Genomic DNA, 12,359 nt, shown 5'->3' with positions numbered 1-12,359 from the left:
CCAGCTCGGCATATGGCGGAGGGCTGTGTGCAACGTTGCCGAGCTGGGGCTCGGCGCTCCCGGCAACAGCAAAACCATGAAACTCCGCCGCCAACTCCTCCTCGTCAGCCTGGTCTCCCTGGCCCTGCCCTGGGCCGGCTGCCAGTACCTGCGGCAGGTGGACAGCGCCCTCGCTCAGGGGCAGATGCAGGCGCTGGAAGCCACCGCCAGCGCCGTGGCCGCCAGGCTCGCCAGCGCGCCGCAACTGATCGCGCCGGACCCGGAGCGCCAGGGGCGCCCCACCGGGGCACAGCTCTACCTGAACCCGCTGCACCAGGCGCCGATCCTGGACGGTTACGGCGACGACTGGCGCCAGTGGCGACTCCGACCCCGCACCCTGGCAGACGCCGAGGGCCAACCCCTGGCCCGCGTCACCCTCGGCCGGTTTGGCGAACGGATCTACCTGCTGCTCACCGTGCTGGACAGGACCCCCAGCCACCACGACCCGCGCACCGGCCTGCTCGCCAGTGGCGACGCCATCCAGCTGTATACGGCGACGAACCACTATACCCTGCCGGTGGCCAGCCAGGGCGCCGCCCACGCCCTGTGGCACAACTTCCGCCGCGACACCCGCGAGCGCGAACTGCGCCTGCGCGGCCGCTGGACCGCCTCCGCCAGTGGCTACCAACTGGAGTTAGCGCTTCCTTACACCCTGACCGGCGGCGAGCTGGCAATCGTCGTCGAGGACCGCGACGCCAGCGACGGCGGCATCCCGCTGCGCAGCGCCGGCACCCTGCCCGCGGACGGACTCCCGGGCAAACTGGTGCAGCCCCTGGCTCCGCTGCAGGCGGAACTGGAGCATTTCGCCCGCCCGCAACTGCAATTGGCGGTGGTGGACAGCGAGGGCTTCCTGCTCGCCTCCGCCGGCCGGGTTGAATCGGCTGGCACCGGCAGCGGCGATGCGCACTGGTTGCGCAACTGGATCTACCGACGCCTGCTGGCGCGGGAAACACTGCCCCCGGCGCCCGAGGAAGAACTGCCGCAGTCGATGATCGAAAGCCGCACCACCGCCCAGCAGTGGTTTCGCGGCCCGCGGGACAGCCGTATCGGCGCGGTGAGCACACCGGTGATCACCCGCGCGGATGACATCGTCGAGCGCCCGCTGCTGGGCCGGGTGATCGCCATGCAGTCCGGCGACGCCCTGCAATCGATGACCGGCTCCGCCGCCCACCGCCTGTGGCTGGTCACCTGCGCCGCCGCCGGTACCGCGCTGCTGCTGTTGCTGGGCTACGCCAGTTGGCTGTCCTGGCGCATCCGCCGGCTGCACCGGGCGGCGCGCAACGCCGTGGATGCCAGCGGCAGGCTGCGCGGCGACTTTCCCCGCGCCCGCCTGGGAGATGAGATAGGAGCGCTGAACCGGGCCTTCGCCAGCCTGCTCGCGGAACTGGACCAGTACCACCAGTACCTGCGCACCCTGGCCGGCAAACTCTCCCACGAGTTGCGCACCCCCCTGGCGGTGGTGCGCTCGTCCCTGGACAACCTGACCGCGGGGGAACTGGACGGCGACAGCCGCCGCTACGCGGAGCGGGCCATGGAGGGAGGCGCGCGGCTGTCCGGGATACTCAACAGCCTCTCCGCCGCCAGTCACCTGGAGGCGAGCATCCAGCAGGCGGAAACGGAGCCTTCAGCTCGCCATAAACAGGACTTCGACCTGGCGGATCTGCTGGAAGTGCTGGTACAGAGCTACGCCGATGCCCAACCACATCACCGCTTCACCCTGGACAAGCCCGCAGGCGAACTGCCAGCCCACGGCGCACCGGAGCTGCTGGCCCAATTACTGGACAAGCTGGTGGACAACGCCTGCAGCTTCGCACCGCCGGGAAGCGAAATACAGCTGGCGCTGGCCCGGGGAAGCGGCGAATACCGCCTCTCGGTCAGCAACGACGGCCCCCTCCTGCCAAAGGGCTTCTCCCACAAGCTGTTCGACTCACTGGTCTCGGTGCGCGACGACGGCGGCAGGGCCGGCCACCTGGGGCTGGGGCTGCATATCGCCCGACTGATCGCCGACTTCCACGGCGGCCACTTGAGCGCCGCGGACCGGGAGGACGGCAGCGGGGTTGTCTTTACCTTGGAGCTGTCGCGCTGATCTTCCCCCCGGTCCTGTGATGGGCAGAGGCGGCCCGGATGCCGGGGGCCGTGCGCTCAACAGCCTCATCGGCAAACGTTTCACGAACGGCCCCCGGCATCCGGGCCTTCGCGTCTGGCTTCGGCATTCTTTTCAGGACCCGGGGCCCGCCATGGTTGACAAACAACCGGTCCTGGGGATAATGTCGCGTCCCAATCGGGCCCCGGGCCCGGAGATACAGATTTCAGAGATTCCAGACAGGAGCAACCGGTGGCCAACTCACCTCAAGCCAGAAAGCGCGCGCGCCAGAACGACAAGCGCCGCCAACACAACGCCAGCCTGCGCTCCATGGTGCGCACCTACATCAAGAAGGTAGTTGCGGCCATTGATGCAGGTGACGCGGAAAAAGCCAAGACCGCCTACGCGGAAGCGGTGCCGGTCATCGACCGCATGGCGGACAAGGACATTATTCACAAGAATAAGGCCGCCCGTCACAAGAGCCGCCTGAACGCGCAGATCAAGGCACTGTCGGCTTAAACTCCGCTCGGCGTGAATACAAGAAGCCCCGCCAACGGCGGGGCTTTTTTATGTCAGCTTTTCGCCAAACCCTATGCGACAATTGCGACAACCTACCCCCGCGGCGTCTCCGCCTCTTTTTTGTGCTCCGCACTGGAGTAACGGTCGAGAAACTTCTCGTATTTCAGCAACGCCTCCTCCATCCAACGCAACTGTTGCCCCATAATTGTCTCGGAAATATCGATCGCGGCCGCAGTCTTGTCCGGGGAGACAAAGAGTTCGGAGTAAACGATATCCTGGATCTGCCCGTTCAGCCCGTCGAACTGAGTGTTGAAGCTGTACAGGTCAAACGCCTCCTGCAACAGTTCGGGATCGACCGAATTCGCCAGCGCGCTGCGGGACAGGTACTCCCAGGAAGACGCATTCAGCTCCACAGCCAGGTAGCCGCGAAAGTGCTCAATGAGATCCTTCAGGCTCTTGTCGGCCGGCAGCTGTTCGCGCATTTCGCGCAGCGCTGATAGCCGCCGCTCGATCTTCTCGCGGACACTGCGCAAGTCTTCGGCATTCTGCTCCACTTCCCGCACCAGCCGCGCGGTGGCCTCCCGAGCGGCCCGCTCCGCCACCACATCCTCGCGGATATTGTTCAACACCAGCGCCGCCAGCACGCCGATCAGCACCACCAGGGTATCCACCAATAGCCTGCGCCAGTCCCCCTGGCGAATCAGATTTAATTTCATAGCCATCCCTTTTTTATCGAATCAGCGGGCCTGCGGCCCGCAATGCCGAGCTGGAGCCCGGCGTTCCCAGGGGACTCCTACAGGAGAATAAGGTTGTCGCGGTGGATCAGTTCCTCGTCGTCGCGGTAGCCCAGCAGTTCGGTGAATTTCTCCGACGGCTGGCCGAGAATTTTCCCGGCTTCATGGCTGTCGTAGTTCACCAAGCCGCGGGCGATTTCCTCGCCGGCACTGTTGCAGCAGGAGACCAGCTCTCCGCGGCGGAAGCGCCCCTCCACTCCGGTCACCCCCACCGCCAGCAGGCTCCTGCCGCCGGTGCACAGCGCCGTCTCGGCGCCGGCGTCCAGGGTGAGCCTGCCGCGCACTTGCAGTTGGCCTGCGAGCCAGCGCTTGCGCGCGGTGAGCGGGTCCGCTTCCGGCAACAGCAGTGTGCCCAGCGGTTCGCCGCTGCACACACGCTCGATAATATTTTCCGTGGCGCCACCGGCGATTACCGTGCAGGCGCCGGAGCGCGCCGCCAGTATGGCCGCGCGCACCTTGGTGGTCATGCCGCCGCGGCCCAGGCCACTGCGCGAGCCGCCGGCCACCGCCATCAGTTTGGGGTCCGTCGCCGAGGCTTCGCGAATCAGTTCGGCGGCGGGATTGTCCCGCGGGTCCTGGGTGAACAGGCCGCCGGCGTCGGTGAGGATCAGCAGTGTGTCCGCCTCCACCAGGTTGGCTACCAGCGCCGCCAGGGTGTCGTTGTCACCGAAGCGGATCTCGTCGGTGACCACTGTATCGTTTTCATTGATAACCGGCACGGCGCCCAGGGACAGCAGGGTGCGCAGGGTGCTGCGCGCGTTGAGATAGCGCGTGCGATTGGAGAGATCGTCGTGGTCCAGCAATATCTGCGCGGTGCGGCAGTCAAACTGGCCGAAGGCGTGCTCGTATATCTGCACCAGATGGCTCTGGCCGACGGCCGCGGCAGCCTGGAGCTGATGAATTGAATCCGGGCGGCGGCGCCAGCCGAGGCGATCCATGCCCGCGGCCACGGCGCCGGAGGAAACCAGCACCACCTCGATACCCTGATCGCGCAGTGCGGCCATCTGCGCCACCCAATTGAAGATGGCGGCGCGGTTGACGCCGCGGCCATTGTCGGTGAGCAGGGCGCTGCCGATTTTGATGACCCAGCGTTTGGCGGACTTCAGGCGCTGGCGCGATGACATCGAATCCATTTTTTCCCCGGCAAATTCGCCTGCAAGCAGGCTCCTACAGCGAAGCTGGAGCTTCAGCTCAAAGATAAACAGCCCCACGGTCCCGGGCCCCGGGTCCCGGGTCCCGACTCAGTGCCGGTATTCTATATCGACGTCGTGATCGTCGTCGCCCCAATCTTCATCCTCCTCACCAGCCGCGCGGCGTCTGGCCCGCTGGGCCTCGCGCAATTCGTCGATGCGCTCGCGGGCCTCGCGCTGCATTCGGCGCTGGGATTCCCGCTCCGCCTCGGCCAGCCCGGGGTCGGCGGTCTCCTCCTCCTTGCGCTCCTCCAGGTAGTCCATCAGCCGACCGGCGAGGGCGTCGGTGCCTTCGCCGCGGATGGCGGCCACCCGGAACACCGGCCCCTGCCAATCCAGTGCTTCGACGATGGTGTTGCAGCGTCGATCCAGCTCCGCCGCCGGCACCAGGTCAGTCTTGTTCAGCACCAGCCAGCGCTCGCGGCCGGCCAGGGTGGGACTGAAGACGGCCAGTTCGCGCTCGATGGCGCGGGCGTTTTCCGCCGGGTCGGAGCCGTCGAAGGGCGCCAGGTCCACCAGGTGCAGCAGCACCCGGCAGCGGGTCAGGTGCTTGAGGAAGCGGACACCCAGGCCGGCCCCCTCGGCAGCCCCCTCGATCAGGCCGGGAATATCGGCGATCACAAAGCTGCGGTGCCTTTGCACCTGCACCACACCGAGATTGGGTACCAGGGTGGTAAACGGATAGTTGGCCACCTTGGGCTTGGCCGCGGAAACGGCGCGGATAAAGGTGGACTTGCCGGCATTGGGCAGCCCCAGCAGACCCACGTCCGCCAGCACCTTGAGTTCCAGCTTCAGGTTGCGTTCTTCCCCCTCGGTGCCCTTGGTGGTCTGGCGCGGTGCGCGATTGGTGCTGGACTTGAAACGGGTGTTGCCGAGGCCGTGGAAACCGCCCTGGGCGACCAGCAGGCGCTCGCCGGGTTCGGTCATATCGCCCAGGGTTTCGCCGGTGTCCACGTCGATTACCGTGGTCCCCACCGGCACTTTCAGTACCAGGTCCTCTCCCTTGCCGCCGGTGCAGTTGCGCCCGCGGCCCGGCTCGCCACTCTCGGCGCGATAGCGGGGCTGATAGCGGTAATCCACCAGGGTGTTCAGGGAATAGTCGGCCAGCAGGTACACAGAGCCGCCGTCACCGCCGTCGCCGCCGTCCGGACCGCCCTTCTCAACAAACTTTTCCCGGCGGAAGCTCAGGCAGCCGTTGCCACCTTTGCCGGCCTGGACGTGAATGGGGGCTTCGTCGACAAATTTCATGGTAAATCCAGGGTATTGGCGGGCCTGCGGCCCGTTTGCGGAGCTGAAGCCTTCAGCTCAAAGGTAAACTGCTCCGCGTTCCCGGGGCTCCGAGTCCCGAGTCCTCAGCATAAACAAAAAACCCCGCACTAGGCGGGGCTTTCCGGGCTACGCAACCGCTCAGGCTGTCTCAATAGACACGAACTTGCGGTTGTTGGGACCCTTCACCTCGAACTTCACCACGCCGTCGGCGGTGGCGAACAGGGTGTGATCCTTGCCCATGCCTACGTTGACGCCGGCGTGGAACTTGGTGCCGCGCTGACGCACGATGATGTTGCCCGCCGCTACGGACTGGCCGCCAAAGCGCTTCACGCCCAGGCGTTTACTTTCGGAATCGCGACCGTTGCGCGTACTACCGCCAGCTTTCTTGTGTGCCATGAGTCGTTACTCCTCTTTTATGCCTCAATGCCAGTGATCTTGACTTCGGTGTACCACTGACGGTGGCCCTGGCGCTTCATGGAGTGCTTGCGGCGGCGGAACTTGATGATTGTCACCTTGTCGCCGCGGCCGTGGCTTACCACTTCGCCGGTCACTTTGGCGCCGCCGACCAGGGGCGCGCCGATGTTGATGGTGTCTCCATCCACAACCATCAGCACCTTGTCGAAATTGATGGTTTCGCCGGTGGCTACTTCCAGCTTCTCCAGGCGAAGTACTTCGCCCTCTTCTACGCGGTGCTGCTTGCCACCGCTCTCGATTACAGCGTACATATTTCTATGCTCCGATATGGACGACACGAAGCAGCGGGTAGGACCGTTCAGTCACTGCTCCGCATTTCGGGAGCTTGCGCCGTGTTGTTTTAAAACTGCCGCCGCGGGCCGAAAGCGCCCGGTTACAGCGGGGCGCAGATTCTAATCAATTCGCCGGATTGATACAATAGCCGCCCTTCGCCATTCCGGAGCCACCGGACAGGCCTCTACAAAGCAGTATAAGGAATCCATGCATGTTGCCTTTCCACCGGGTCGCCGCCGACGATTTTGCCGCGGTCAACCAGCTGATTATCGACCAACTGCATTCGGACGTTCCCCTGGTGGAAAACATCGGCCACTACCTGGTGGAGGCCGGCGGCAAGCGGCTGCGGCCGCTGCTGGTACTGCTCTGCGCCCGCGCCGTCGGCTACCGGGGCCGCGACCACATCGGCCTGGCGGCGATCATCGAGTTTATCCACACCGCCACCCTGCTGCACGACGATGTGGTGGACGTCTCGGAGATGCGCCGCGGCCGCCTCACCGCCAATGCCAAGTGGGGCAATGCGCCCAGCGTGCTGGTGGGGGACTTCCTTTACTCCCGCGCCTTCCAGATGATGGTGGCGCTGAAGGATATGGATATCATGGCCATTCTCTCGGATACCACCAATACCATTGCCGAGGGGGAGGTGCAGCAGCTGGTCAATGCCGGCGACCCGGAGGTGGGCGAGGACAACTACCTGACCGTGATTCACAAGAAGACCGGCGCGCTGTTCGAGGCCGCCTGCGAGACCGCCGCAGTGCTGACCGGCTGCACTGGAGAGGAGCGCACATCGCTCAAGCTCTACGGCCGCCACCTGGGCCTGGCCTTCCAACTGGTGGACGACGCACTGGACTACCGCGGCGACCCTTCGGCCCTGGGCAAGAATGTGGGCGACGACCTGGCCGAAGGCAAACCCACGCTGCCGCTGATCCATACCATGGCCAACGGCAGCGCAGCGCAAGCGGCGCTGGTGCGCGAGGCGATCGAGCAACGCAGCGGGGCCCGGCTGGTGGAGATTGTCGAGGCCATCGAGAGTTGCGGCGCGATAGATTACACCCTGGAACAGGCGCGGGTGGCGGTGGATAAGGCCCGGGAGCACCTGGCGTTTCTGCCGGAGGGGGAGCATAAGACCGCTCTGCAGCAGTTGGCGAGTTTTGCGGTGGAGCGGACTGCGTAACGCGGGCATGCGCCCCGCGTGCGGAGCTGGAGCTCCGCGTTCCCGGGGCGGACGACATGGCTGTAGGAGCTTGCTTGCAAGCGAACAGCTACGGAGTTCTGATCTTTTCGCCTGCAAGCAGGCTCTTACAGGAGTCCCGAGTCCCGAGTCCCGAGTCCCGAGTCCCGACAAGGTTATCCGCGGATCAGGTTCAGCAGCTCCTCGGTCTTCTCGCGCATTAACAACTCGTTCCCGCGCGACTCCACATTCAAGCGCACCACCGGCTCGGTGTTGGACATACGCAGGTTGAAGCGCCAGTCGGCAAAGGCGACGCTGAGACCGTCCACATGCTCGACGCTCTCGGCGCCGGGACCGTATTTTTCCTCCGCCAACTTCAGCAGCGCCACCGGGTCTTCCACCTTGGAGTTGATTTCACCGGAACAGGGGAAGGCGGCCATGCGCTCGCCCACCAGTTGGGACAGGGGCACACCCCTGCGGCTGACCAGTTCCGCCACCAGCAGCCAGGGGATCATACCGCTGTCGCAATAGGCGAAGTCCCGGAAGTAGTGGTGCGCGCTCATCTCACCGCCGTAGATGGCGTCCTCCGCGCGCATGCGCTCCTTGATAAAGGCGTGTCCGCTCTTGCTCTGTATCGGCACGCCGCCGGCGGACTCGACGATATCCCAGGTATTCCACACCAGGCGCGGGTCGTGCACTACCTTGGCGCCAGGCTGCTTGGCCAGGAAGGCCGCCGCCAGCAAGCCGACCACGTAATAGCCCTCGATAAAGGAGCCGCTCTCATCGAAAAAGAAGCAACGGTCGAAGTCACCGTCCCAGGCAATGCCGAAGTCGGCGCCGCTCGCACACACCGCCTGCGCGGTGGAAGCGCGGTTTTCCGGCAGCAGCGGGTTGGGGATACCGTTGGGAAAGCTGCCGTCCGGCTGGTGGTGCACGCGCACAAACTCGAACGGCAGGTGCGGGGCCAGGGCGTCCACCACCGTGCCGGCGCCGCCGTTGCCAGCATTGACCACCAGTTTGAGCGGCTTTAGCTGGGCCACGTCCACATAACCGAGTAGGTGTTTGACGAAATCCGCGCGGTGTTCATAGCGCTGCAGTTCGCCGCGCTTCTCCACCGGGCCGAAGTCGTTTTCCTCCGCCAACCGCTTGATGTCCTTCAGCCCGGTGTCGGCGCTGATCGGGCGGCTGCCGGCGCGCACGAACTTCATGCCGTTATAGTCCATCGGGTTGTGGCTGGCGGTTACGCAGATACCGCCGTCGAAGCCACCTTGAGAGTCCCCGTGGAAGGTGGCGAAGTAGACCTCCTCGGTACCGCACTGGCCGATATGGAACACATCGGCGCCGGCGTCGCGCAGACCCTCGACGAGGGCGTCGGTGAGCTCGCCGCTGGTGAGGCGGATATCGTGCCCCACCACCACCCGGCGCGCGCCCAGAAACCGGGCGAAGGCGCGGCCCACGCGGTAGGCGACATCGGTATTCAGCTCATCGGGCACACGACCGCGCAGGTCGTAGGCCTTGAAACAGGTCAGCTCAGTCACTTTACTGCTTCTCCAGCTCGGCCTGCTCCGGCAGGTAGACATTCTCGTAAACGTAGTTGGTGGCCTCGATAAAGCCGTCCACGGAGCCGCAGTCGAAGCGGCGCCCCTTGAAGCGATAGGCGAGAACGCAGCCTCGCTGGGCCTGGGCCAGCAGGGCGTCGGTGATCTGCACCTCGCCGTTCTTGCCCGGGGGGGTCTCGCGGATCAGCTCGAAGATATCCGGAGTGAGAATATAGCGGCCGATAATGGCCATATTGCTGGGCGCGTCCTCCGCCGCCGGCTTCTCCACCATGTCGGTGACCTGGTAGAGGCCCGGCTTGATCTCGTTGCCGGCAATGACGCCGAACTTGTGGATGTGCTCCCTGGGAACCTCTTCCACCGCGACGATGCTGCAGCGGAACTGCTTATAGAGCTGGACCATCTGCCCCAGCACTCCCATCTCGTCGTTCAGGCACAGATCATCCGCCAGCACCACCGCGAAGGGCTCGTCGCCCACCAGGCGCTGCCCCTGCAGGATGGCATCGCCCAGCCCGCGCATCTCCCCCTGACGGGTATAGGAGAAGCTGGCGCTGCCAATCACCTTGCGCACGCAGTCCAGGTAGCGCTCTTTGCCGGTGCCGGCAATCTGGTGCTCCAGTTCGAAATTGGTGTCGAAGTGATCCTCGATGGCGCGTTTGCCGCGCCCGGTGACGAAGCCGATCTCGGTCAATCCGGCTTCGATGGCCTCCTCCACGCCGTACTGCACCAGTGGCTTGTTTACCAGCGGCAGCATCTCCTTGGGCATGGCCTTGGTGACCGGCAGGAACCGGGTACCGTAGCCGGCCACCGGAAACAGACATTTCTTTAGCATTCCTAACCCCGATAGTTTCTTTCAGCGCTTCCCCGCGCCTGTGCAACTTACCATAAAATCCCGGCAACGAGCAGCAAGGCCCGTGCCAGCCAGCCGGCAGGCGTGATTCGTGCCTCTGCCGCCGGTCACAAAAACACTTATGACTGACTGGACAAGCTATCCTCAGTCTTTAGAATGCCCTGCTCTTATAAAAACGCCCACTCTGGTTATTGCCCAGATACCCAACAACGGGAACAAAATGAGTAATTTCGTTCAAAAAAGCAGCTATAGTCGCGAAGAGCTGCTGGCCTGCTCTCAAGGCGAGATGTTCGGCCCCGGCAACGCCCAGCTACCCGCCCCCGATATGCTGATGCTCGACCGTATCACCCATATCTCCAAGGAAGGCGGCGCCCACGGCAAGGGCGAACTGGTCGCGGAACTGGATATTCACCCGGACCTGTGGTTCTTCGAGTGCCACTTCCCCGGCGATCCGGTGATGCCCGGCTGCCTGGGATTGGACGCCATGTGGCAGCTGCTGGGCTACTTCCTGGCCTGGAAGGGCAATCCCGGCCGCGGTCGCGCCCTGGGTTGCGGCGAGGTGAAGTTCACCGGCCAGATTCTGCCGACCAACAAGAAGGTCACCTACCATATTCAAATGAGCCGGCTGGTGGAACGCAAGCTGGTCATGGGTATCGGCGACGGCACGGTATCGGTGGACGGCCGCGAGATCTACAACGCCAAGGACCTGCGGGTCGGCCTGTTCACCCGCACTGACAACTTTTAATCCGCGGCCGCGCGGTCGCGGACACAGGTTTAAGTCCGCTGGAAACCAAACCACACAAGAATAACAGCGTTACACTGTCGTAAAGTTTTACTGGAGATCACTATGCGCCGGGTTGCTATCACCGGAATGGGCATCACTTCCTGCATCGGCACCGACACCAAAGCGGTCACCGCCGCATTGAAGGCTGGCCGCAGCGGCATTCGCTTTCAGGAGGAATACCGGGAGCTGGGCCTGCGCAGCCAGGTGGGCGGCGAAGTGGATATCGACTTCAAGGAGCATATCGACCGCAAGCACCTGCGCTTTATGGGCGACTCCGCCGCCTACGCCTATATCGCCATGCAGGAGGCGATCTCCAAGGCGGGGCTGGAGGAGAGCGATATCTCCAACCCGCGCACCGGCATAGTGATGGGCTCCGGCGGCACCTCCACCGCCGCGATTATCGAGGCGGCGCGGATACTCAAGGAGAAAGGCGTGCGCCGCGTGGGCGCCTACCGGGTACCCCAGGTGATGGGCAGTACCGTATCCGCCTGCCTGGCCACCCCCTTCAAGGTCAAGGGCGTCAACTACAGCATCTCCTCAGCCTGCTCCACCAGCGCCCACTGCATCGGCAACGGCGCCGAGCTGATCCAGATGGGCAAGCAGGACATCGTCTTTGCTGGCGGCGGCGAGGAACTGGCCTGGAGCCTCACCCATCTGTTCGACGCCATGGGTGCCCTGTCCACCAAATACAACGATGAGCCCACCAAGGCCTCGCGCCCCTACGACGTGGGCCGGGACGGCTTCGTGATCGCCGGCGGCGGCGGCTGCGTGGTGCTGGAGGAACTGGAGCATGCAAAGGCCCGCGGCGCCACCATCTACGCCGAACTGACCGGCTACGGCGCCACTTCCGACGGTTACGATATGGTGGCCCCCAGCGGCGAGGGCGCGGTGCGCTGCATGCAACAGGCGCTGGCGGGCATGGACGGCAAGGGGCTGGAAGGCCCGGTGGACTATATCAACACCCACGGCACCTCCACCCCGGTGGGCGATGTGGCGGAGCTCAGGGCCATGCGCGAGGTGTTCGGCGACGACAAGGTACCGGCCTTCTCCTCCACCAAGTCCCTCACCGGCCACTCCCTGGGCGCTGCCGGCGTGCAGGAGGCCATCTACTGCCTGCTGATGATGCAGAACGATTTTCTCACCGCCTCCGCCAATGTGGAGCACAGAGACGAAGCGGCAGAGGGAATGGACCTGGTAACAGAGCTGCGCAGTCAGGAGGTCAGGCGCGCCATGTCCAACAGCTTCGGCTTTGGCGGCACCAATGCCTGCCTGATTTTCGACAAGGCCTGATTGTTTAAGGCCTGAACGTTTACCTGTAGGAGCGGCCCATGGCCGCGATCGATGGCCGGGGCAACCC

At 64.5% G+C, this 12,359-nt stretch carries 12 protein-coding genes; 5 read left to right on the top strand and 7 right to left on the bottom strand.

Translation table 11 applies throughout. The features are described 5' to 3' along the window. The coding region (locus ACRC0P_RS06345) for an ATP-binding protein (protein ID WP_438629032.1) at positions 1 to 2,125 on the top strand (2,125 nt) is incomplete at its 5' end. Positions 2,126 to 2,374: 249 nt separating this feature from the next. Continuing rightward, the gene (rpsT, locus tag ACRC0P_RS06340) at positions 2,375 to 2,641 is read left to right on the top strand and encodes a 30S ribosomal protein S20 (RefSeq protein ID WP_438629030.1); all 267 of its coding nucleotides are present in this window, start codon (positions 2,375 to 2,377) and stop codon (positions 2,639 to 2,641) included. Between the two features lie 92 nt (positions 2,642 to 2,733). Here the strand turns inward: rpsT and ACRC0P_RS06335 are convergent, their stop codons facing one another. From ACRC0P_RS06335 to rplU, 5 genes are all read right to left on the bottom strand, one after another. After that, on the bottom strand, positions 2,734 to 3,357 hold the full coding sequence (locus tag ACRC0P_RS06335; RefSeq protein ID WP_438629028.1) for a hypothetical protein: 624 nt from the start codon (positions 3,355 to 3,357) through the stop codon (positions 2,734 to 2,736). 77 nt (positions 3,358 to 3,434) lie between these two features. Next, on the bottom strand, positions 3,435 to 4,559 hold the full coding sequence (gene proB / locus ACRC0P_RS06330) for a glutamate 5-kinase (RefSeq protein ID WP_438629034.1): 1,125 nt from the start codon (positions 4,557 to 4,559) through the stop codon (positions 3,435 to 3,437). Positions 4,560 to 4,676: 117 nt separating this feature from the next. Continuing rightward, complete coding sequence (gene cgtA / locus ACRC0P_RS06325; RefSeq protein WP_438629026.1) at positions 4,677 to 5,873, bottom strand: Obg family GTPase CgtA; 1,197 nt, start codon at positions 5,871 to 5,873, stop codon at positions 4,677 to 4,679. A gap of 159 nt (positions 5,874 to 6,032) precedes the next feature. Continuing rightward, a complete protein-coding gene (gene rpmA, locus ACRC0P_RS06320; protein ID WP_073277572.1) occupies positions 6,033 to 6,290 on the bottom strand; it encodes a 50S ribosomal protein L27 in 258 nt (85 codons plus the stop codon). A 17-nt stretch (positions 6,291 to 6,307) separates the two neighbouring features. Beyond that, the gene (gene rplU, locus ACRC0P_RS06315) at positions 6,308 to 6,619 is read right to left on the bottom strand and encodes a 50S ribosomal protein L21 (protein WP_438629023.1); all 312 of its coding nucleotides are present in this window, start codon (positions 6,617 to 6,619) and stop codon (positions 6,308 to 6,310) included. Positions 6,620 to 6,852: 233 nt separating this feature from the next. Between rplU and ispB the strand changes: the two genes are divergently transcribed. Continuing rightward, on the top strand, positions 6,853 to 7,815 hold the full coding sequence (gene ispB, locus ACRC0P_RS06310) for an octaprenyl diphosphate synthase (protein WP_438629021.1): 963 nt from the start codon (positions 6,853 to 6,855) through the stop codon (positions 7,813 to 7,815). 173 nt (positions 7,816 to 7,988) lie between these two features. Here the strand turns inward: ispB and ACRC0P_RS06305 are convergent, their stop codons facing one another. Then, on the bottom strand, positions 7,989 to 9,350 hold the full coding sequence (locus tag ACRC0P_RS06305; RefSeq protein ID WP_438629019.1) for a phosphomannomutase: 1,362 nt from the start codon (positions 9,348 to 9,350) through the stop codon (positions 7,989 to 7,991). A 1-nt stretch (position 9,351) separates the two neighbouring features. Continuing rightward, on the bottom strand, positions 9,352 to 10,200 hold the full coding sequence (gene galU / locus ACRC0P_RS06300) for a UTP--glucose-1-phosphate uridylyltransferase GalU (RefSeq protein WP_438629017.1): 849 nt from the start codon (positions 10,198 to 10,200) through the stop codon (positions 9,352 to 9,354). Between the two features lie 238 nt (positions 10,201 to 10,438). Between galU and fabA the strand changes: the two genes are divergently transcribed. Together fabA and fabB are read left to right on the top strand one after the other, a co-directional pair. Further along, positions 10,439 to 10,963 carry a 3-hydroxyacyl-[acyl-carrier-protein] dehydratase FabA gene (fabA, locus tag ACRC0P_RS06295; protein WP_438629015.1) on the top strand — a complete coding sequence of 175 codons (525 nt, stop codon included), beginning with the start codon at positions 10,439 to 10,441 and terminating at the stop codon, positions 10,961 to 10,963. A gap of 102 nt (positions 10,964 to 11,065) precedes the next feature. After that, positions 11,066 to 12,292 (top strand): beta-ketoacyl-ACP synthase I, encoded by a 1,227-nt coding sequence (gene fabB / locus ACRC0P_RS06290; protein WP_438629013.1) that lies wholly within the window; start codon positions 11,066 to 11,068, stop codon positions 12,290 to 12,292. The last annotated feature ends 67 nt before the right edge of the window (positions 12,293 to 12,359 follow it).

The sequence above is a fragment of the Microbulbifer sp. genome (genome assembly GCF_051659245.1).
Classification (GTDB): Bacteria; Pseudomonadota; Gammaproteobacteria; order Pseudomonadales; family Cellvibrionaceae; genus Microbulbifer.
Note: the sequence above shows the minus strand (reverse complement) of the source record. Positions and strands in the feature narration are given on the sequence as shown.

Bases quoted from the DNA above. Each gene is read 5' to 3' on its own strand.
- ACRC0P_RS06335 (WP_438629028.1), bottom strand. From the start codon at position 3,357: ATGAAATTAAATCTGATTCGCCAGGGGGACTGGCGCAGGCTATTGGTG.
- proB (WP_438629034.1), bottom strand. From the start codon at position 4,559: ATGTCATCGCGCCAGCGCCTGAAGTCCGCCAAACGCTGGGTCATCAAA.
- cgtA (WP_438629026.1), bottom strand. From the start codon at position 5,873: ATGAAATTTGTCGACGAAGCCCCCATTCACGTCCAGGCCGGCAAAGGT.
- rpmA (WP_073277572.1), bottom strand. From the start codon at position 6,290: ATGGCACACAAGAAAGCTGGCGGTAGTACGCGCAACGGTCGCGATTCC.
- rplU (WP_438629023.1), bottom strand. From the start codon at position 6,619: ATGTACGCTGTAATCGAGAGCGGTGGCAAGCAGCACCGCGTAGAAGAG.
- ispB (WP_438629021.1), top strand. From the start codon at position 6,853: ATGTTGCCTTTCCACCGGGTCGCCGCCGACGATTTTGCCGCGGTCAAC.
- galU (WP_438629017.1), bottom strand. From the start codon at position 10,200: ATGCTAAAGAAATGTCTGTTTCCGGTGGCCGGCTACGGTACCCGGTTC.
- fabA (WP_438629015.1), top strand. From the start codon at position 10,439: ATGAGTAATTTCGTTCAAAAAAGCAGCTATAGTCGCGAAGAGCTGCTG.
- fabB (WP_438629013.1), top strand. From the start codon at position 11,066: ATGCGCCGGGTTGCTATCACCGGAATGGGCATCACTTCCTGCATCGGC.